The sequence below is a fragment of the Roseovarius sp. W115 genome (assembly GCF_032842945.2).
Lineage (GTDB): Bacteria > Pseudomonadota > Alphaproteobacteria > Rhodobacterales > Rhodobacteraceae > Roseovarius > Roseovarius rhodophyticola.
In genome coordinates, this window is sequence record NZ_CP146606.1 from 476,072 (window position 1) to 495,110 (window position 19,039).

General features: G+C 58.2%; 19 protein-coding genes. 9 read left to right on the forward strand and 10 right to left on the reverse strand.

The features are described from left to right. Positions 1-9 precede the first annotated feature (9 nt). Positions 10-477: a DUF1203 domain-containing protein gene (locus tag RZS32_RS02410; protein WP_317055441.1), complete on the reverse strand. Its 468-nt coding sequence runs from the start codon at positions 475-477 to the stop codon at positions 10-12. A gap of 79 nt (positions 478-556) precedes the next feature. On the opposite strand from RZS32_RS02410, the gene RZS32_RS02415 reads away from it, so the two are divergent. The 8 genes from RZS32_RS02415 (at position 557) to pcaG (ending at position 8,392) form a co-directional block, all read left to right on the forward strand. Further along, positions 557-1,090: a lipocalin family protein gene (locus RZS32_RS02415; RefSeq protein WP_317055442.1), complete on the forward strand. Its 534-nt coding sequence runs from the start codon at positions 557-559 to the stop codon at positions 1,088-1,090. 14 nt (positions 1,091-1,104) lie between these two features. Beyond that, the gene (locus RZS32_RS02420; RefSeq protein ID WP_317055443.1) at positions 1,105-2,514 is read left to right on the forward strand and encodes a carnitine 3-dehydrogenase; all 1,410 of its coding nucleotides are present in this window, start codon (positions 1,105-1,107) and stop codon (positions 2,512-2,514) included. Between the two features lie 4 nt (positions 2,515-2,518). Continuing rightward, positions 2,519-3,679: an acyl-CoA dehydrogenase family protein gene (locus RZS32_RS02425; protein ID WP_317055444.1), complete on the forward strand. Its 1,161-nt coding sequence runs from the start codon at positions 2,519-2,521 to the stop codon at positions 3,677-3,679. Positions 3,680-3,901: 222 nt separating this feature from the next. Then, positions 3,902-5,935, forward strand: a complete 2,034-nt coding sequence (locus RZS32_RS02430; protein WP_317055445.1) for an acetate--CoA ligase family protein — start codon at positions 3,902-3,904, stop codon at positions 5,933-5,935. Beyond that, complete coding sequence (locus RZS32_RS02435; RefSeq protein ID WP_317055446.1) at positions 5,932-6,717, forward strand: carnitinyl-CoA dehydratase; 786 nt, start codon at positions 5,932-5,934, stop codon at positions 6,715-6,717. Before RZS32_RS02430 ends, RZS32_RS02435 begins: the two co-directional genes overlap by 4 nt. Further along, on the forward strand, positions 6,718-7,098 hold the full coding sequence (gene pcaC / locus RZS32_RS02440) for a 4-carboxymuconolactone decarboxylase (protein WP_317055447.1): 381 nt from the start codon (positions 6,718-6,720) through the stop codon (positions 7,096-7,098). After that, positions 7,095-7,811, forward strand: coding sequence for a protocatechuate 3,4-dioxygenase subunit beta (pcaH, locus tag RZS32_RS02445; RefSeq protein WP_317055448.1), 717 nt, complete (start codon positions 7,095-7,097; stop codon positions 7,809-7,811). Before pcaC ends, pcaH begins: the two co-directional genes overlap by 4 nt. Before the next feature lie 2 nt (positions 7,812-7,813). Continuing rightward, positions 7,814-8,392 (forward strand): protocatechuate 3,4-dioxygenase subunit alpha, encoded by a 579-nt coding sequence (gene pcaG / locus RZS32_RS02450; protein ID WP_317055449.1) that lies wholly within the window; start codon positions 7,814-7,816, stop codon positions 8,390-8,392. A gap of 378 nt (positions 8,393-8,770) precedes the next feature. Here the strand turns inward: pcaG and RZS32_RS02455 are convergent, their stop codons facing one another. Both RZS32_RS02455 and RZS32_RS02460 read right to left on the reverse strand, forming a co-directional pair. After that, complete coding sequence (locus RZS32_RS02455; RefSeq protein WP_317055450.1) at positions 8,771-10,816, reverse strand: ASKHA domain-containing protein; 2,046 nt, start codon at positions 10,814-10,816, stop codon at positions 8,771-8,773. A gap of 139 nt (positions 10,817-10,955) precedes the next feature. Then, entirely contained in the window at positions 10,956-12,164 is a 1,209-nt protein-coding gene (locus RZS32_RS02460) for a TolB family protein (RefSeq protein WP_317055451.1), read from the reverse strand. Positions 12,165-12,340: 176 nt separating this feature from the next. On the opposite strand from RZS32_RS02460, the gene RZS32_RS02465 reads away from it, so the two are divergent. After that, on the forward strand, positions 12,341-12,970 hold the full coding sequence (locus RZS32_RS02465; protein WP_317055452.1) for a cysteine hydrolase family protein: 630 nt from the start codon (positions 12,341-12,343) through the stop codon (positions 12,968-12,970). On the opposite strand, the gene aroA is transcribed toward RZS32_RS02465, so the two are convergent. The 7 genes from aroA to proC all read right to left on the reverse strand — a co-directional run bounded on the left by aroA (position 12,967) and on the right by proC (position 18,801). Continuing rightward, positions 12,967-14,313 (reverse strand): 3-phosphoshikimate 1-carboxyvinyltransferase, encoded by a 1,347-nt coding sequence (aroA, locus tag RZS32_RS02470; protein WP_317057836.1) that lies wholly within the window; start codon positions 14,311-14,313, stop codon positions 12,967-12,969. The genes RZS32_RS02465 and aroA overlap by 4 nt on opposite strands. 109 nt (positions 14,314-14,422) lie before the next feature. Continuing rightward, entirely contained in the window at positions 14,423-14,773 is a 351-nt protein-coding gene (locus tag RZS32_RS02475) for a RidA family protein (RefSeq protein ID WP_317055453.1), read from the reverse strand. Between the two features lie 25 nt (positions 14,774-14,798). Beyond that, entirely contained in the window at positions 14,799-15,257 is a 459-nt protein-coding gene (locus tag RZS32_RS02480; protein WP_317055454.1) for a hypothetical protein, read from the reverse strand. A 77-nt stretch (positions 15,258-15,334) separates the two neighbouring features. Next, the gene (locus RZS32_RS02485; RefSeq protein WP_317055455.1) at positions 15,335-16,456 is read right to left on the reverse strand and encodes a beta-ketoacyl-ACP synthase III; all 1,122 of its coding nucleotides are present in this window, start codon (positions 16,454-16,456) and stop codon (positions 15,335-15,337) included. A 242-nt stretch (positions 16,457-16,698) separates the two neighbouring features. Continuing rightward, positions 16,699-17,655, reverse strand: coding sequence for a 2-hydroxyacid dehydrogenase (locus tag RZS32_RS02490; RefSeq protein WP_317055456.1), 957 nt, complete (start codon positions 17,653-17,655; stop codon positions 16,699-16,701). Continuing rightward, the gene (locus RZS32_RS02495; protein ID WP_317055457.1) at positions 17,652-17,993 is read right to left on the reverse strand and encodes a tRNA-binding protein; all 342 of its coding nucleotides are present in this window, start codon (positions 17,991-17,993) and stop codon (positions 17,652-17,654) included. Before RZS32_RS02495 ends, RZS32_RS02490 begins: the two co-directional genes overlap by 4 nt. Then, complete coding sequence (proC, locus tag RZS32_RS02500; RefSeq protein ID WP_317055458.1) at positions 17,983-18,801, reverse strand: pyrroline-5-carboxylate reductase; 819 nt, start codon at positions 18,799-18,801, stop codon at positions 17,983-17,985. The genes RZS32_RS02495 and proC overlap by 11 nt, the downstream gene beginning before the upstream one ends. Positions 18,802-19,039: the final 238 nt, after the last annotated feature.

Here is a 19,039-nt window from a genome sequence, read left to right on the forward strand (position 1 = left end):
TGGCGGGGTTTACGTACGTTCTATTCGACATTGAAAACAGTAATTCGACGCGCTGCGCACATCGACAAAGGCGATTGTCGGATCGGCCAACAGCTCACGCGCATACGCCGCGATCTTTGAGGTTTGGACAACTTGACCCGTGCCATAAACAATCCGCTCATCCTTGGAATAACCACGCACCAGATAGCTCGGAGACACAAGGATCGTCGGCACTTTGTCTGACGGTGCCATTGCCTTGCAATCAGCCGCACACAGAAAGATCGGTCCGGTCTCAGCATAAGGGTTTGACGTCTCGAAAGGCCGCCATGCGAGGATCAGATAGTCTTCTCCCGCTGGCGTTTCGCCCAGGCAATGCCGACAGGGATACGCCTCGCCGTCCGAGCAATGTGTCTCAATCGGGTTGTCATAGGCATCCAAACCGCTGGTCTTGGTTTGCGCAACCTGATGCAAGGGCAGTCCGACAAACTGAATATTCATGGTGTTGCTCCTTTTCTCAGGCAAGAATGGCCGCATCCCTACCAGCACTCGACCCGGAAGATGCGCAAAGGAAAGGCCGATGAAGCGAACCACTAAACTGGCCTTTGCAATTGCTGCATTGATAAGCCTTTCAGGCTGTTTTGGCAGGACACCGGTCGATGACGGTTTCCGCGATACGTCGGTGCCATTGACCGTGACCACACGCGGCACAGCCGCCGACCTTGCTGGCCCATGGCACATGCGGGCGCATTTTCCGGGGGATCGCAGTCTCGCGCTGGTCACGTTCATCGAAAACCTGAACGGCGCTCCGGCGGTGGAATTTTTGCGCTCTGACTGCCTTCTGAGTGGCAACTGCGAGAACAGCGCAGAGGTCTGGCGGAGCGAGCCGCTTGGACAGAACCGCTATCGGCTGACGAATGGCAGCGGAGAGCGTTTCGAACTTTGGGTGATCTGGGTTGATGAGGGGTTCCGCACGGCCGCCATAGGAACCCCGGATGGCAGCTATGGCTGGGTGCTTGACCGCAAACCAACAGAGGGCGAGGACCGGATCATCGCCGCGCGCGAAATTCTGTCCTTCAATGGCTATGACACGCTTCGGATGATCCAGAAATAGAGGATGACCAACCCATGACAAAGAGTTTCTGTATCGTAGGCGGCGGCGTGATTGGCGGAGGCTGGGCCGCGCGGTTTGCGTTAAACGGATGGGACGTGCGGGTGTTTGACCCCGATCCTGAGGCCGAGCGCAAGATCAGTGAGGTAATGACCAACGCGCGTCGGGCGATGCCGATGGTGGTGGACGTGGCGCTGCCTGAAGAGGGTAACGTGACCTTGTGCGCCACACTGGAAGAAGCCGCTGAAGGAGCTGCTTTGATCGTCGAGGCGGTGCCGGAGCGCGTCGACATCAAGCGCAAGGTTTATGCCCAGATTGAGGCTGTGAACACCGACGGGATCATCGCCTCATCCACCTCAGGCATTATGCCCAGTGACCTGCAAGCCGAGATGGCGCACCCCGGTCGGCTGATCGTCGCACACCCGTTCAACCCTGTGTACCTCTTGCCTTTGGTCGAACTGGTGGCAGGCAAACAGACAGACGCCGCGCATATCGAGACGGCAAAGAAGATTTATCGCGGGTTGGGGATGTACCCGTTGCATTGCCGGGTCGAAATCGAAGGGTTCCTGTCGGACCGGTTGCAAGAGGCGCTCTGGCGCGAGGCGCTTTGGCTCTTGCATGACGATGTGGCCACGGCGGACGAGATTGATGCGGCGATTGCCTATGGTCCGGGTCTGCGCTGGGCGCAGATGGGCACGATGCAGACCTTCCATCTGGCCGGGGGCGAGGGTGGTATGCGTGCCATGCTGGCAATGTTCGGGCCCTGCCTGAAATGGCCCTGGACCAAGTTGATGGATGTGCCGGATTTGACGGAGGATTTCGTCGACAAGGTCGGGGATCAGTGTGATGCCCAGGCCGGGGGGCTGGGGCCGCGCGAGTTGGAAATCATACGCGATGACAATCTGATCGGCATCATCCGGTCGATGAAGCGCGCCAACTGGGGCGCGGGTGCTGTGGCGCGGGCGCATGATGATGTGTTGCGCGAAACGCCTGCCGATGCCGCGCCGATGGTCACTCAGGATCGGGTCGTGCCGATTGATTGGACGGACATCAACGGACACATGAATGAAGGCCGATATGGTCAGATTTTCAGCGACGCGGCCGAGGCGGTGATGGCTGCAGTGGGCGCGGATGAGGATTACATCACCACGCAGAAGCTGAGCTATTTCACGGTGGAGACGACGGTGAAGTATCTGGCCGAAACACATGCCGGAGAGCGCGTGGTCGTGCATACCGCCGTGACCGAGGGGCGTGGCAAGAAGCTGCGCTGTTTTCATGAGATGAAGCGGGCCAGTGATGGTGAGGTGATGGCGACCTGTGATCAGCTGATGCTGCATGTGAGCCTGGAGACGCGGCGGACTTGCGCGCCGCCTGACGATGTTGCGGCCAATGTGGACGCGCTGGCCGCGCTGCATGCAGAGGAGTAACGCGATGCAGTTTGGATTGACCGAAGAGCAGGAGATGATCGTCTCCACCGTGCGCAGTTTTGTGGAGAACGAGATTTATCCGCATGAGGATAGGGTCGAGCGCAGTGGTGAGGTGCCCCATGAGGTGAGCCAAGAGATCAAGCGCAAATGTCAGGAGCTTGGGTTTTACGCCTGTAATTTTCCTGAAAGCGTAGGCGGTGCCGGGCTGAGCCATGTGGATTTCGCTTTGGTCGAGCGCGAGCTGGGACGTGGGTCCATGGCGCTGACGCATTTCTTTGGCCGCCCGCAGAACATCCTGATGGCCTGTGAGGGCGAGCAGGTGGATCGGTATCTTCTGCCCGCCGTGCGCGGTGAGCGGATGGACGCGCTGGCCATGACTGAGCCGGATGCGGGATCGGATGTGCGCGGCATGAAATGCAACGCGCGGCGCGAGGGCGGGGATTGGGTGATCAATGGCTCCAAGCATTTCATCTCTGGCGCGGATCATGCGGATTTCATCATTGTCTTCATCGCCACCGGTGAGGATGACACGCCCAAAGGCCCCAAGAAGCGCATCACCACGTTCCTCGTCGACCGCGGCACGCCGGGCTTTACCATTCGGGAGGGGTATAAATCCGTCAGCCATCGCGGCTACAAGAACATGATCCTGGAATTCGACGACTGCCGCCTGCCGGATGCGCAAGTGCTGGGAGAAGTGGATGGCGGGTTTGAGGTGATGAATGAATGGCTCTACGCCACGCGCATCACCGTCGCCACCATGAGCGTGGGCCGGGCGCGGCGGGTGTTTGACTATGCACTGAGCTATGCCGCAGAGCGCAAGCAATTCGGCCAGCAGATCGGCAAGTTTCAGGGCGTAAGCTTTCAGATCGCTGATATGATCACCGAGATTGATGCGGCCGACTGGCTGACGCTCGCCTCCGCCTGGCGGTTGGATCAGGGTCTGCCGGCCAATCGTGAGATCGCCTCGGCCAAGCTTTATGCGTCAGAAATGCTGGCACGGGTGACAGATGCAACGCTGCAGATCTTTGGCGGTATGGGCCTGATGGATGACTTTCCCATTGAACGGTTCTGGCGCGACGCGCGGGTGGAACGGATCTGGGATGGGACCTCGGAAATCCAGCGCCACATTATCAGCCGCGATCTTTTGCGACCTCTGGGGGCTTAAGAGTTTCAATGCCTTCGGCGAGGATATTTTCAGCAAGAAGAAAGGAGGGGACAACAAAGCCGCCCCTCCTTGAAAAAGGGCTGACCCTTCTCCTTGCACGGCCATCGGCGTCCCCGCCTGTGCCGCTCTGTGAGGCTGAGGGAGTTTGGTTAAGAATGTCTTTCTTCTTGCTCAAAATATCCCCGCCGGAGGCAAAATTCTTTTCTGCGCGAGACCGACAAAATGCGTGATCTCGACCGTCTCTTCCGACCTGAATCCATTGCAGTGATCGGTGGTGGCGCGTGGTGTGCAAGTGTTGTGAACCAGTGTCTCAAGATGGGCTTTGAGGGCGCTCTTTGGCCGGTGCACCCCAAAAAAACGGACGTGGCGGGTGTCAAAGCGTACTCAGACCTCACCGCCCTGCCCGACGTGCCGGATGCGGTGTTTATCGGGGTTAACCGGAACCTGACCATCGAGATGGTGCGCAGCCTGCGTGAGATGGGCGCAGGGGGTGCTGTCTGTTTTGCCTCTGGTTTTCTTGAGGCACAATCCGAAACAGGCGATGGAGCGGATCTTCAGCAGGCCTTGCTGGAGGCCGCGGGTGAAATGCCAATCCTCGGGCCAAATTGCTATGGCGTGATCAACTATCTGGACGGGGCCCTGTTGTGGCCGGACCAACATGGCGGCAGGCGGGTGGAGCGTGGCGTTGCAGTCGTGATGCAAAGCTCAAATATGGCAATCAACGTGACGATGCAGGCGCGCGCCCTGCCGCTGGCTTATGTGGCCACGGTGGGCAATCAGGCGCAAACCGGACTGTCAGATGTTGGACTTGCATTGCTGCGCGATCCGCGTGTGACAACGCTGGGTCTACATATTGAAGGCATTGACGATCTGACGGCGTTTGAGACCTTGGCCAGAGAGGCACGCGGTCTTGGCAAACGCATCGTGGCGCTCAAGGCGGGCAAGTCGGCGCAGGCGCAGGCCGCGGCGATATCCCATACCGCCTCGCTGGCCGGGAGTGATGCGGGCGCGCGCGCGCTTCTGAAGCGGCTCGGGATTGCACAGGTTGAAAGCCTGCCTGCCTGGCTGGAGAGCCTGAAGCTCTTGCATTGCGCCGGACCGCTGGCCTCGAACCGCGTGGTGTCCATGTCATGTTCAGGAGGAGAGGCCAGTCTGATGGCGGACAGCGCCGAAGCGCGCTCGATTTCGTTTCCGGCGCTTTCAGACGCTCAGGTCAAAAGTCTGCGAAAGGCACTTGGCCCGATGGTGGCTTTGTCGAACCCACTGGATTACCACACTTTTATATGGAATGACGTGGCCCGCATGGCCGAGGTTTTCACGGCCATGCTCAAGGGGCGGGTCGATATTGGCTGCATCATTGTCGATTTCCCCCGCGCGGACCTGTGTGATCCCGGAGCATGGGATTGTGTGATTGAGGCCGGGGCAAGTGCGGCACAAGAGGTGCAAAAGCCATTGGCTTTGGTCGCCACCTTACCTGAAGCCATGTCAGAAGACGTGGCACAGCGCATTGTCAATGGCGGGATGGTTCCGATGCACGGTCTGGATGATGCGCTGAGCGCCATTGAGGTGGCCAGCCTGTCGGAGGTACCGGACGCGTCCCCTGTTACGCAGCCCGGTGCGCCGGTTGAGCCACGCGTGCTTTCAGAGGCGCAGGCCAAAGCCACACTGGCGTCATACGGGCTTGTCGTCCCAAACGCCATCACAGCCGACACACCCGCTGAGGCTGCTGCAGCGTGTAAGGCGCTGACCTGTCCCGTCGTTCTCAAAGGCACAGGCGTGGCGCACAAAACCGAAGCGGGGTTCGTCGCACTGAACCTGACGACGCCCAAGGCTGTCGAAGACGCGGCTACAGACATGCGGTGCGATGGGTTTCTCGTCGAAGAAATGGCCACAGGTGCCGTTGCTGAGTTGCTCATCGGCGTGTTGCGTGACCCGGCACATGGCTTTGTCCTGACACTCGGAGCGGGCGGCACGCTGACAGAGATCCTGGCGGACAGTGTCTCTCTGCTTCTGCCTGTTACGGAGCGCGAGATTGTCGACGCCTTGCAAGACCTGCGCGTTGCGCCGATCCTGAACGGGTATCGCGGCAAGGCGGGATGTGATTTGAATAAGGCTGCAAAAGCCGTATTGGCGGTGCAGGACTATGTAACCGACCACGCGGCACAGTTGGAAGAAGTGGAAATCAATCCTCTGATTTGCACGGAAACGGACGCCATTGCGGTGGATGCATTGATCAGAATTGGAGAGGCATCATGACGGACCACCCGGTCAAAACCGAAACACGGGGCCATGTGCTTGAGGTGACGCTGGACCGTCCCAAGGCCAATGCGATTGACTTGAAAACCAGCCGCATCATGGGCGAGGTGTTTCGCGACTTTCGTGACACCCCGGACCTGCGCGTGGCCATCATCACCGGGGCTGGCGAAAAGTTTTTCTGCCCCGGCTGGGATTTGAAGGCAGCCGCAGACGGCGATGCGGTGGACGGCGATTACGGTGTCGGCGGTTTTGGCGGCTTGCAGGAGTTGCGGGCGATGAACAAGCCGGTGATTGCCGCTGTGAACGGGATTTGCTGTGGTGGGGGGCTGGAATGGGCTTTGTCCGCAGACATCATTCTGGCCGCGGATCATGCGCAGTTTGCGTTGCCAGAGATACGGTCTGGCACTGTGGCGGATGCGGCTTCGGTGAAGCTTCCCAAGCGCATTCCCTATCATATCGCGATGGAGATGCTGCTGACCGGGCGCTGGATCGATGCCGAAGAGGCCGCACGCTGGGGCATGATCAACCAAATCCATCCAGGGGCCGATCTTATGGCAAAGGCGCGTGAGATGGCCGATCTTCTGGCCTCGGGCCCGCCGCTTGTCTACGCCGCGATCAAGGAGATTGTGCGCGAGGCCGACGCGATGACGTTTCAGGATGCGATGAACCGGATCACCAAACGGCAATTTGGATCGGTTGATGTGCTCTATGACAGCGAGGATCAGCTGGAAGGCGCCCGCGCCTTTGCCGAAAAGCGCGATCCGGTCTGGACGGGCAAATAGATGGCAGACCCAGAGCAACCTGGCGAGACCGTGCGTCGCAAGGTTCTGGGGGATGCGCATGTGGACCGCGCCAGCACTATGGCATCTGATTTTGACGACCCCTTCCAGGAGCTAATAACCCAAGGGGCTTGGGGCACTGTCTGGGCCAGCGATCAGATCACCCTACGGGAACGCTCGATGCTCACGCTAGCGTTGCTGGCAGCACAGGGCATGGACGACGAGTTTGCCATGCATCTGCGTGCCACGGCCAATACTGGCGCCAGTCCTGAAGATGTGCGCGAGGCTTTGATGCATGTGGCGATCTATGCCGGAGTGCCTCGCGCCAATCATGCGCTGAAGCTGGCCAAATCCGTTTATGCCGACATGGGTGTCGAGATATGAGCGGGTATCGCGCACGTGACTGGGCGGTGCAGCCCCCGGCGCTGACGCCTGCCTACAAAACCACGCGTCTGCGCGCGCCTTCGGCCCCTTTGGTGCGAATGCCAGAGGGGTGCGTCCCGGAGAGCGGGCCTGTTTTTGGGCATGGTGATCTTGGGCCGTTGGATCATGATCTGCTGCAAAACTACGCACGCGACGGCGTACCGATCGGCGAGCGGATCTTGCTGCAAGGACGCGTGATGGATCAGGATGCGCGGCCTGTGCCGGGCACACTGATCGAGATTTGGCAGGCCAATGCAGGTGGCCGGTATCGGCATCGCAATGATGACTACCTCGCGCCGCTTGACCCCAATTTCGGCGGTTGCGGACGCACGCTAAGTGATGATGGCGGACAATACCGGTTTCACACGCTGCGCCCCGGACCCTATCCCTGGCCCAATTCTGAAAACAGTTGGCGGCCTGCGCATATCCACGTTTCGGTCATGGGATCAGGCTTGCCCCAGCGCCTGATTACCCAACTTTACTTTGAAGGCGACCCTTTGGTGGCGCTTTGCCCAATTGTGCAGGCCATTCCCGATAAAGGCGCGATTGACCGGTTGGTGGCGCGGCTAGATCTGGAAGCGGCCACACCGTTTGACTGTCTCGCCTACCGGTTTGATATCGTGTTGAGGGGGCGGCGTGCGACCGTTTTTGAGAACAAGCCGGAGGGGATGTGAGCGTGACCAAGACCCCTTTGCCAGAGACCGCCTCACAGACAGCTGGGCCTTATGTCCATATCGGATTGGCATCCGAGGCCGCGGGGTTGGAGCGGTCATTGAGCGCGTTGGGCGCCTGCATCGCAGGACCGGATGTGCCCGGAGAGCGTATGGTGATTGAAGGGCAGATACTGGATGGGGCGGGCGTGCCAGTCACGGACGCCATGGTCGAACTGTGGCAGGGAGATGCAACAGGGAAGTTAGCCGGATCGGAGGGCTGCGCGTCCGGGTTTCACGGATGGGGAAGAACAGCGGCGGATTTTGAGACCGGGCGATGGCGGTTTGAGACGATCAAGCCGGGTCCGATTGGGAACCAAGCGCCGCATCTGGCGCTTTGGATCGTGGCGCGCGGGATCAATATCGGTCTGCACACACGCGCGTATTTCGACGACGCGGCCGAGGCAAACGCCGTCGACCCCGTGCTTTTGTCACTGCCCGAAGACCGCCGGGCAAGCCTATTGGCGCAAAAGTCGGGTGATCGTGGCTATCGGTTTGACGTTCACCTGCAAGGCAACTTCGAAACGGTGTTCTTTGATCTCTGACGCAAAAGAAAAAGCGCCACCCCGTCTCCAGGGGCAGCGCCGATTAACTCAAATACTGGCACAAAAAAGGGCCAACACTCGCATACAAATATTTGGTGAAAGAAAACTGATTACTTACCGTTGGCCCTGCCTACATGTCTCAAAAGAGCCATAATTGCTCAAGAGGCGCGCGGTCACAGATTGCTGCAGCTTGGTAACATCATATGGGTGTCTGTTGGGGATAACTTACTAAACCTGCCAAATATTGGTGTATTTTCAGCGGACACCCCTAAAATTTTGTGAACACAGCAGACATGCGTTTAGGCCTTAAAATAAAGGCGCAAATGCATGTATGCAATCCAAAGTAGAGTTCACACTCAAAGATATCTTCCAAAGGTTTTACCCGCGCCTGCGGCGGCGACGTCCGCCTTCCCCGCCAGTATCACCGCCGGTATTGAAATTAACATCTGGCAAATCGACGATGGATTTCAGGATCGGAAAGGGTTCAACCGCGTTGGGGATGTTCGAGGCATTCACGAAATGCTCTTGGAAACGCGGCTCGATGGCCGTTTCAATCTTGTGAATCTGGTGCACGGTCTGCTCGATTTCCCGGCGCGCGTGGGTGTTCAGCAGAGCGATACGCGCGCCCGTGCCGGCGGCATTGCCTGCGCTCGTCACCTTGTCCAGCGGCGCGTCAGGGATCATCCCCAAAACCATCGCGTGCTTGGGGCTGATATGTGCGCCAAACGCACCGGCCAGCACAACGCGATCCACCTCGTCCACACCAAACTTGTCCATCAGCAAGCGCGCGCCTGAATACAGCGCCGCCTTGGCCATTTGAATTTCGCGAATGTCACGGTTGGTGACGGTAATCACCGGGCCACCATCGGCACTGCCATCCCAGACCATGTAGGAATAGGTCCGTCCATCAAGAAAACACCGCGAGGTGCCGGTCTGCTCTGGCGACCCTATCAGGCCCGGCCCATCGAGAATGCCGTTGAGACGCATCTCAGCCACCATTTCGATGATGCCCGAGCCACAGATGCCCGTGATCCCTGTGGCCTCTGTTGCCTCAGTGAACCCCTCTTCGTCAGACCACAGGTCGCATCCAATCACCTTGAAGCGCACATCCTTGGTGGCCGGGTCAATCTCGACGCGTTCGATCGCACCCGGTGCGGCCCGTTGTCCGGAACTGATCTGCGCGCCCTCAAAGGCAGGGCCGGTGGGTGACGAGCAGGCCAGAACCTTTTCCGCATTGCCCAGCAGGATCTCGGCATTGGTGCCAACATCAACGACCAGAACAAGGTCCTTGGACTTGTCGGGCGCTTCCGAAAGGGCGACCGCGGCCGCGTCGGCTCCGACATGTCCTGCTATGCAAGGCAGGATGTAAATGTCGGCATTTGGGTGAATGTCGAGGTCAAGATCACGCGCGCGCAGATTCAGCGAAGACGACGTGCCAAGCGCAAACGGCGCCTGTCCCAATTCAAAGGGATCAATCCCGAGGAACAAATGATGCATAACCGGATTACAGACAAACACCGCATCCATGATCAGTGTCTTGTCAATCTCGGCCTCTTGGGAGATCTGATCAAAAAGCGCGTTCATTCCTTTGCGGACGGCTGTAGTCATTTCTGCCGCCCCGCCTGAGTTCATCATGGAATAGCTGACCCGGCTCATCAGGTCTTCGCCAAAACGGATTTGCGGATTCATGATGCCCGATGAAGCCACGACCTCTCCGTCCGTCAGATCACATAAATGCGCCGCAATCGTGGTTGAGCCCAAATCGACCGCCAAACCAAAGATTTTACCCTCGTAAAACCCGGGCCAGACCTGAATAACCTTTGGTGTTTGGCCTTCACTGTGCTGCTGCACTGCAACCGTGACTTTCCACTCGCCTTTACGCAGGGTCGGCTGCAGACCATGCAACACCCCAAGATCAGCCGTTGCGCCCGCGATGTCCCATTGTTCCTCAAGCGCTTTGGCCAGCCGTTCCAAATCACCCGACGGTTCGTGCATGTCGGGCTGTTCTACTTCAACATAGTACATGCGAACCGAGGGGTTCATGACGATATCGCGCGCTTCTGCGCGTTTGCGCACCACCTGTTTATGCACCTGGCTTTCGGGGGGCACATCAATGACAACATCCCCCATGACCTGCGCCTGGCATCCCAAACGCCGCCCGGATATTAGCCCACGTTTTTCGTCATAGCGGGCCTCGACGCTGTTCCACTCCGAGAGCGCATTGTCAGCCACGGTCACGCCGTGTTTGGGGAATTCACCATAACTGGGCGTGATCTGGCATTTGCTGCATATCCCGCGACCGCCGCAAACCGAGTCAAGATCGACCCCTAATTGACGCGCAGCTGTCAGGATCGGCGTTCCCACAGGAAACCGCCCGCGCTTGCCCGAAGGCGTGAACACAACAAGAGGGTCAGATTCGCTCATCTTCTAAAGACCTTTGGCCAAAAGGTTGGTTTCGCAGCAACATAATCTGTTCCAGCTTATGCGAAAGATCGCAACCGGCATAATCTGGTACGCTGGCGTCATCATATTACACCTCTGGCGTAAGACGCTGAGGGCAGACTCAGGCCCCCTCGTCCAGCGTTATTGAAAAAATCTCAGGAAGCAGCACACGGGATCTCCATACTGAGATACGGTGTCTGAAACCTTTCGGCAGTGTGATTTGGCTTACAGAAGCAGCAATGACATCTTTGCCAGCTGCCATGAACTCAAAATTGTATGCGCCGTTTGGCAATTTTATGAATCTTTCTGCGCTTCCCTTGCGCATCCGCCAGATTGAGCGACCAGGATTGCTGTCCGGGCTAAAGAGAAGGAACACGTTCTCACCATCAAACGCGACATACTCAACATGTCGCCGGATAGTCTCAAGCTCCAAATCAAACACATGATGAAAAGGATCGACGCTTTTAGAGCTGGCAATAAAAACGGACCTCAATGTCCGAGCAATTCTATCTCCCTCCTCATAGGACAGGTAAAGTTCCTTTGCTTTGTCGAGTAAATCATGTGTTCGAAAATCGATGTCGTCACTGGGATCAATATCTAGGTCTTTAGCCAGTGCATCGTTGTAGAAGCGTTCATTCATGGCTCTTGCGGAAAAGCTTGCTTTTAAGCGTGCTCTAAAAATCACTTCCGTGTCGGTAGCACCGAATGGAATCAGCGATCCGAACAAAGCTGCACCCAAAAAAGGTATGCCTGTATTTTCGCTAATTGGCACGTTGGGAAGAAACGGTTTTTCTCTGTCCACGGCAGTCTTTTGGAAAATCGATGCTAGTGATGTTGTGTTTGTCAACCACAGAGAATCCCCACGCGGCATAACCGAAAAGTAAACCGTGCCATCAGGTCCTTCGATTGGATACCATCTGAACAGGCGCACATCCTGCGAGGTAACTTGAGTTACCTTTTTGGATGAAAGTTCGACTACGTAGATGTTCCAGCCATCTGCTCCGTCTGCGCAGGTAAATCCGGTAAGACATACACCCGCAAAAAGAAGCCGTGTTCCATCAGGCGAGAAGGAGGGTGTCAAAGCCACTACACCGTGTGGCAATGTGATGCCAGTATATCGATCTGGCGTCTCAATCGACGCAGTCGCCAGGAAACCCTGTTCAATCTTGTTATCTGGCCAGGCTGCTACTGCGATTTCTGAACCATCTGGCGACAGCGCCAGTCCCCGCATATTCAGCTCGCCAATTTCATATTCAACCGCGGTTGCCGCAGTGGGCATCCAAAAGGCGAGCTTGATCAGCAAAGCGAAAACAGAAAGACGTGAAACCATCTGCGATATAAAAGATGTGCGCAGATCAATTGCAAGGTGAAGTGCCGTCGCCTATTGGATAAAACAAAGGTCAAATTATTTGCGGCGCAGTTTCGTGCAAAACAAGCATATTCGGCCCTAGAAAAACCAATAGACCAGATTTGACATCCAGTAAGCGACATTAAAGAACGATTTTCATGTTCTGGTCCGTCGTCCTTTTTCTTTCGTTTTGCATAGCGATTTGGCTTTGGGCCTCAGCGCGTTACATGGTGCGCGCCTCAGAGGGTGTGGTGATCGGCACGCGGCCCGGCGCGGCGCTTTTGCTGGTGGATCTGCAAGAGGCCTGTTGGAGCGATGCGCTATATGATGGCCGGGTTCGCGCACGAGTCGAAGCAGCGGTGGCGCGTGAAGTGGCGCTGGCCCAGCGCGACGACATTCCCGTGATTGCTTTGCGTCATGAATGGTCCGGGATTGGCACACGTCTCGTCGCACATCTGCAGAACCAAGCGAGATTGATCAAGGGAAAGCCCGGTACTGAGTTGGCCGCGCCCTTTGCCAATTTGGCCGATCACACAGTCTTAAAGCGCGTGGAAGACGGATTTGAAACCGGCGAGCTTGATGCACTGTTGCAGGTGCTGGATGTGGGGCACCTTCGGATCATGGGGCGGGATGGGGCTCATGCCGTGGCAAGGACGACGCAAGCCGCGCTGAACCGCGGTTACGACGTCACACTTGTGGCCGATGGGATTGCCACAGCTCAGCCGGGCGGGTTTCAGGATGTGGCCGATGCCCTCATGTCTCAGGGCGCCGAGATCAGACATGGTTAGTCGCGGCGGATATCCGCGCCCAAAGCCCCCATCAAATCCTCAAAGATCGGAAAGGATGTGGCAATCGGGCTGCCATCATCAACGGTCACCGGTTTGGTGGTGGCGAGACCCAGAACCATGAAAGACATGGCAATGCGGTGATCCAAGTGGCTGGCGCAGGTGGCCCCGCCTTGCACACCGCCAATCCCGCCGCCCTCGACGCTCCACCAGTCTTCGCCTTCTTCAACGGTCACACCACAGGCGCGCAGGCCCGTGGCCATGGCATCAATGCGATCCGATTCCTTGACGCGCAATTCTTTGACGCCCCGCATCATGGTTTGCCCTTCGGCAAAGGCGGCGACCACAGAGAGCACCGGGTATTCGTCGATCATGCTGGCGGCACGGTCGGGTGGCACCTCAATGCCCTTCATATCCGGCGAGAACCGTGCACGTAGGTCCGCCACAGGCTCACCGCCCTCTTCACGCTCATTTTCATATGTCAGGTCCGCGCCCATCTCGCGCAGCGTGGTAAAGAGGCCCGCGCGGGTTGGGTTGAGGCCGATGTTGGGCACCAGCACATCAGACCCTTCGGTGATAAGTGCTGCACATACTGGGAAGGCGGCGCTTGAGGGGTCACGTGGCACCGCAATGCTCTGCGGCTTCAACTCAGGGCGGCCTGTGAGGGTGATGATCCGGTGCTCATTGGTTACTTCTGTGCTGATTTCAGCTCCAAACCCGGCAAGCATGCGTTCGCTGTGATCGCGTGTCGCCTCGCGTTCGGTGACAACCGTCTGGCCCGGCGCATTGAGCCCCGCCAGCAATACAGCGGATTTCACCTGCGCCGAGGGCACCGGCACGTCATAGCTTACAGGGATTGGGTCCTGCGCGCCCACAATGGTCATGGGAAGACGCCCACCGGAGCGACCTACCGTTTGCGCCCCGAAGAGCGCCAAAGGGTCCGTGACCCGCGCCATGGGGCGTTTGTTGAGGCTGGCATCACCGGTGAAGGTGGCCGTAATCGGCGACGTGGCCATCGCGCCCATGATCAGGCGAACGCCGGTGCCGGAATTGCCACAATCGATGACCTGATCGGGTTCGGCAAAGCCGCCGACGCCCACGCCATAGACGTGCCATGTCCCATCTTCGTCACGCGTGATCTCGGCGCCCATGGCGCGCATCGCCTTGGCCGTGTCGAGCACGTCTTCACCTTCGAGAAGACCAGTGATCGTCGTTTCCCCCACGCACATCGCCCCGAGGATCAGGCTGCGATGCGAGATCGACTTGTCCCCCGGCACATCAGCCTGCCCTTTCAAACCTTTGGAAGCGTGAGAACTCATGGGAATGGGAGTGCCGTGACCGGACATCGCGAGGCCTTTCATCTGCGATATTTGCCCTGCTGATAGCGCAACCAGCAAGGCAGGTCCATGCGGATCAGCCTGTCGGCGATTTCGCTATTGAACGTGGAGGTTGCGCCTAGCCGCGTGCGGCGGTGACCAGGACTTCGACCTTAAGATCGGGATGCGCCAGCTTGGCCTCGCCACAGGCGCGGGCCGGCGCATGGCCTTTGGCCACCCAGGCATCCCATACGCCGTTCATCTCGGCGAAATCGCCCATATCGTCCAACCAAATGGTGGTTTGCAAAATGCGTGTCTTGTCCGATCCAGCCTCGGCCAGAAGAGCATCGACCTTATCCAGACAGGTCTGGGTTTGCGCGGCAACGCTGTCGCCCTTGTTCCCCACCTGACCCGCCAGATAGATCGTCTCACCATGAATAACGATCTGGCTCATGCGGTCGCCAGTATGGTGGCGTGTGATATCGGACATGGGCAGGATTCCTTTTGTGGGGGACTTAGCCGGATTCTTCCTCAAGATGCAGCTTCATGTCGATCAGAACCTGCTGCAACGCGGTGGTTTCCTTGAGCAAGCGCTTGGCCTCATTCACCGTGATCACGCCATCCTCGATGGATTGCTGATATTCCGCCATCAGCATGGCAAACCGCTGGCTCAGGGCGATGACGTCACTGTTCACGCCACCGGATTCTTCGCTGTTTGGGCGACGCTCGTCAAAATCGAGCTGAATCCCATTCAATTCTGCCAGAGCGGCAGTCACATGCGGATAGGACGCCGCTGTTTCCAACGCAGCCACCGCATCAATGGGCATGAACCGATCGGCATGCTCATCATGATCCGAGTAATACCGCCCGAGCGTGGCCTTGGACTTGCCCGTCAGTTCACAGGCCGGTTCAATGCCAACATCCTTCACCAAGCTCTCGGTGTGTTTTTTCAGATAGCTTGCCGCTTTGTCCATGAGTTCGCGTCTCCCTTGCCTGCGTTTAACCGAAACGCACGGGCATGCGCAATGCTGATACTGGGGCCCGCTTCGTTCTATGCACGCTCAACCAGAACCGAGCCCACGGAATAGCCTGCTCCAAATGAGCAAATCAGCCCGGTATCTCCCGGTTGAAGATCGTCGGAGTATTTGGAGAATGCGATGATCGACCCTGCGGATGAGGTATTGGCGTAGTCCTGCAGGATATTGGGCTGTTCCTCGGCCTCAGGCACGCGGCCCATGACCTTGCGACCGATGAAATCATTCATGGTCTTATTCGCCTGATGCAGCCACAGGCGTTTGAGTTCGCTGGCCGCAACGCCCTCGTCTTCCATATGTCGGGCGATATGGGCTGAAACCAGTGGCAGCACCTCTTTGAAAACCTTTCGCCCCTCTTGCACAAAGAGCATGTCACGGCGGTCTTCCATATGGCCTTCACGCGTGCGGCGCAGATAGCCGTTGTTGTTACGGATATTATTGGAAAACTGCGTGGCGCAGCGGGTCGAATGCACGAGGAAATGCGCGCCCTTGGCATCCTCTGCACGTTCGATCACCACCGCCGTGCAGACATCGCCAAAAATGAAATGACAATCCCGATCACGCCATTCCAGATGCGCCGAGCAAATCTCGGGGCTGACCACGACGGCACAGCGCACTGAACCCGAGCGCACCATATCGGCCGCGGCCTGAATGCCGAACGTGGCCGAAGAGCAGGCAACGTTCATGTCAAAGGCAAAACCAGACGCGCCCAGGAGCTGCTGAATTTCGATAGCAATCGCCGGGTATGCACGCTCGTGGTTGGAGGCTGCACAGATGATCAGGTCAACCTCAGAGGCCTCACGCCCCGCTTGTTTGAGCGCTTTCGAACACGCGTCCAGCGCCATCTCGGCCATCATGCCGGGTTCATCATTGCTGCGTTCGGGCAAATGCGGATGCATCACAGTGGGGTCAAGCACACCGGTTTTGTCCAGCACGTAGCGCTGTTCGATGCCAGATGCGCTGACAATGAACTCCGACGAAGACGCCTCTTTGGCCGCGATCTCTCCCGCCTCGATGGCGTCGGCATGTTCCACATTGAACCGCTCAGCATAGGCGTTGAAGGCGACGACCAGTTCGTCATTGGTGATGGTCTGTTCCGGTGTGAAAACGCCCGTGCCTGTGATCGCTGGCTTGTGCATCGCGCTGCTCCTGTGAGGTGCGCGCCACCTCATCGCAATGGCGCAGCGAGGTCAAGTGTAACGGTGCGGCATGCGGTGTTGGGGGCGCAAAGAAGAGCTAATGCGTGGAGGGATTGGATGGCAGGCTAGAGGCCATCCCATACCTTTGTTCTCCACACCAAAGGCACGGAATCGAGGGCCGCAGGCACGGCTCAACGCAAGGTCCGCTAAGTCCCACATATCCAACAGCCTCATACCCGCTCTCAATTCACCAAATTCGGCGGCGTTTCTCCGTTCAGCGCGGCTCGCAAATTCTCCACCGCGATGCGACCCATCTTTTCGCGCACTTCAAGCGTTGATGTGCCCATATGCGGCAGGAGGACTGCGTTCTCCATCTTCTTCAAAGCATCCGGCACCTTGGGTTCATGCTCATAGACATCCAGCCCAGCCCCTGCAATACGGCGGTCTTTGAGGGCGCGGATCAGGGCCGCTTCATCGATGATGTCACCGCGTGCGATGTTGATGAGATGCGCGGTGGGGGGCATGTGACCCAAAACCTCATCATTGATCAGGTGATGCGTCTCGGCGCTGGCGGGCACGGCGACCACGGCAAAATCTGCACGGGCCATCAGTTCTTCGAGGGTTTTCACCCGCTCTGCGGGATAGGCGAACGTCTTTTCGCTGCGCGACCAGTAGAGCACCTTCATGTCAAACCCGAAATGACAGCGTTGTGCGATGGCTGACCCGATGCGGCCCATACCGATGATGCCCACCGTCTTGCCCGTGACATGCGTGCCCAGAAGCTGCGTTGGGTTCCAACCGGGCCATTCGCCTGCGCGCACCATCCGCTCCCCTTCACCGGCACGCCGGGCGCTCATCATGATAAGCGTCATGCCGATATCGGCGGTGGCGTCTGTCACAGCACCCGGCACATTTGTGACCATGACACCGGCGCTGCACGCGGCCTGCAGGTCGATGTGATTGATGCCCACGCCATAATTGGCCAGCACCTTGCAGCGCGGGTTCTGCGCCTCGCGGAAAACCTCGGCCGAAAAAGTATCGCCAAACATCATCAGCACGCCGTCATAGAGGTTCAGCGCCGCGCGCATCTGACCGATTTTGAGTGGCGTGTTCTCGGTCCGCATTTCCACGTCAAAGTGTTCGCGCGCCATGTCGGCGACGCTTTCGGGCAAAGGGCGTGTGAAATAGACACGTTTCAATGCATCCGGCCTCCGACGGGGACGTCCTTGTCCGGGGCAAGCAAGACGATCTCGCCGTCTGCGTCGCTCAGGCCCAGCACGAGAACCTCGGACATGAACGGGCCGATCTGGCGGGGCGGGAAATTCGTGACCGCCATGACCAGTTTGCCGGGCAGGTCTTCGGGTGTGTAATGCGCGGTGATCTGGGCCGAAGTTTTACGTTCACCAATCTCTGGCCCAAAGTCGATCCACATTTTGATGGCCGGTTTGCGCGCCTCGGGAAAGGGTTCTGCGCGAATGACTCGACCGACACGGATATCAACCTTGAGAAAGTCATCGAATGTGATCTCATCCGCCATCGCGCAATTCCCTTGAACGATCCGTCGCGGCCGCAACGGTCTTCGTCATCAATTCCGGCAAGCCTTGAGTGGCATCCATCAGCACCTCAAGCCCGGCTTGTGTGGTGCCATTGGGGCTGGTGACGTTGACCCGCAACTCAGCAGGCGTTTCTTCCGCCGTCTCGGCCAATGCCCCTGCCCCCGCGACCGTCGCCTTGGCCAGTTGCATCGCCAAGTCAGGCGCCAACCCCTGCGCCTCACCTGCAGCGGCCATGCATTCGATCATGTGAAACACATAGGCCGGGCCCGATCCCGAAAGGCCTGTGACGGCATCCATCTGGTCTTCGCTCTCCAGCCGCACCACCTGCCCCACGGCCTCAAGCAGGTCCTGGGCCATATCAAGCTGATCCGGGCGCACATGGGCATTGCCGATCATGGCGGAGATGCCCTTGCCCACGGCAGCGGGCGTGTTGGGCATCACGCGTATGATCGGGCTTTGATCCCCAAGTTCGGATTCAAAAGACGCAATCTCGGTGCCGGCGGCGACCGAGACAAAGAGCGTGTCCCCATTTCCCATCGCCGCAATCGTCGGCAGGGCGTCTCCCATCATCTGAGGTTTGACGGCAATCAGCACAATGGCCGGATGCGGCGGCAGGTCGATGTTGATGTGAACGCCCGTGGACTGCAGCCAGTCGGACGGTTTGGGATCAATAACCCAAACAGACCCTGCAGGCAAACCGCCTTCGAGCCAGCCCGAGAGCATAGCCGACCCCATTTTGCCACATCCCAAAAGCACAAGGCCATTCTGGGCCACCGTTTCCGTATCCATCTAGCCTATCCCTGCCCTGCCGCGTCAGTTTTCAACCTGTGATAAATCGCAGGCTCGGGTGGTGCAATGCGAGATCGTAAGGCTCGGCCAAGCCTTGCGCAAAGATGCGGGGGAAACGGGGTTTTTGTAATTATTCCAGCCGGGACTTTGCGGTCGCGCTATGACGCTGGTGTAGGACTTTGGCGGATGGCGGGTATGCGGACTTTGCTGACATTCATGGAATGTCCGGTTCCGGGAA

Bases quoted from the DNA above. Each gene is read 5' to 3' on its own strand.
- RZS32_RS02460 (WP_317055451.1), bottom strand. From the start codon at position 12,164: ATGGTTTCACGTCTTTCTGTTTTCGCTTTGCTGATCAAGCTCGCCTTT.
- RZS32_RS02425 (WP_317055444.1), top strand. From the start codon at position 2,519: ATGCAGTTTGGATTGACCGAAGAGCAGGAGATGATCGTCTCCACCGTG.
- aroA (WP_317057836.1), bottom strand. From the start codon at position 14,313: ATGTCCGGTCACGGCACTCCCATTCCCATGAGTTCTCACGCTTCCAAA.
- RZS32_RS02420 (WP_317055443.1), top strand. From the start codon at position 1,105: ATGACAAAGAGTTTCTGTATCGTAGGCGGCGGCGTGATTGGCGGAGGC.
- RZS32_RS02480 (WP_317055454.1), bottom strand. From the start codon at position 15,257: ATGGACAAAGCGGCAAGCTATCTGAAAAAACACACCGAGAGCTTGGTG.
- RZS32_RS02465 (WP_317055452.1), top strand. From the start codon at position 12,341: ATGTTCTGGTCCGTCGTCCTTTTTCTTTCGTTTTGCATAGCGATTTGG.
- RZS32_RS02495 (WP_317055457.1), bottom strand. From the start codon at position 17,993: ATGGCGGATGAGATCACATTCGATGACTTTCTCAAGGTTGATATCCGT.
- RZS32_RS02435 (WP_317055446.1), top strand. From the start codon at position 5,932: ATGACGGACCACCCGGTCAAAACCGAAACACGGGGCCATGTGCTTGAG.
- RZS32_RS02455 (WP_317055450.1), bottom strand. From the start codon at position 10,816: ATGAGCGAATCTGACCCTCTTGTTGTGTTCACGCCTTCGGGCAAGCGC.
- RZS32_RS02410 (WP_317055441.1), bottom strand. From the start codon at position 477: ATGAATATTCAGTTTGTCGGACTGCCCTTGCATCAGGTTGCGCAAACC.
- pcaC (WP_317055447.1), top strand. From the start codon at position 6,718: ATGGCAGACCCAGAGCAACCTGGCGAGACCGTGCGTCGCAAGGTTCTG.
- RZS32_RS02430 (WP_317055445.1), top strand. From the start codon at position 3,902: ATGCGTGATCTCGACCGTCTCTTCCGACCTGAATCCATTGCAGTGATC.
- RZS32_RS02485 (WP_317055455.1), bottom strand. From the start codon at position 16,456: ATGCACAAGCCAGCGATCACAGGCACGGGCGTTTTCACACCGGAACAG.
- proC (WP_317055458.1), bottom strand. From the start codon at position 18,801: ATGGATACGGAAACGGTGGCCCAGAATGGCCTTGTGCTTTTGGGATGT.
- pcaH (WP_317055448.1), top strand. From the start codon at position 7,095: ATGAGCGGGTATCGCGCACGTGACTGGGCGGTGCAGCCCCCGGCGCTG.
- RZS32_RS02475 (WP_317055453.1), bottom strand. From the start codon at position 14,773: ATGTCCGATATCACACGCCACCATACTGGCGACCGCATGAGCCAGATC.
- RZS32_RS02415 (WP_317055442.1), top strand. From the start codon at position 557: ATGAAGCGAACCACTAAACTGGCCTTTGCAATTGCTGCATTGATAAGC.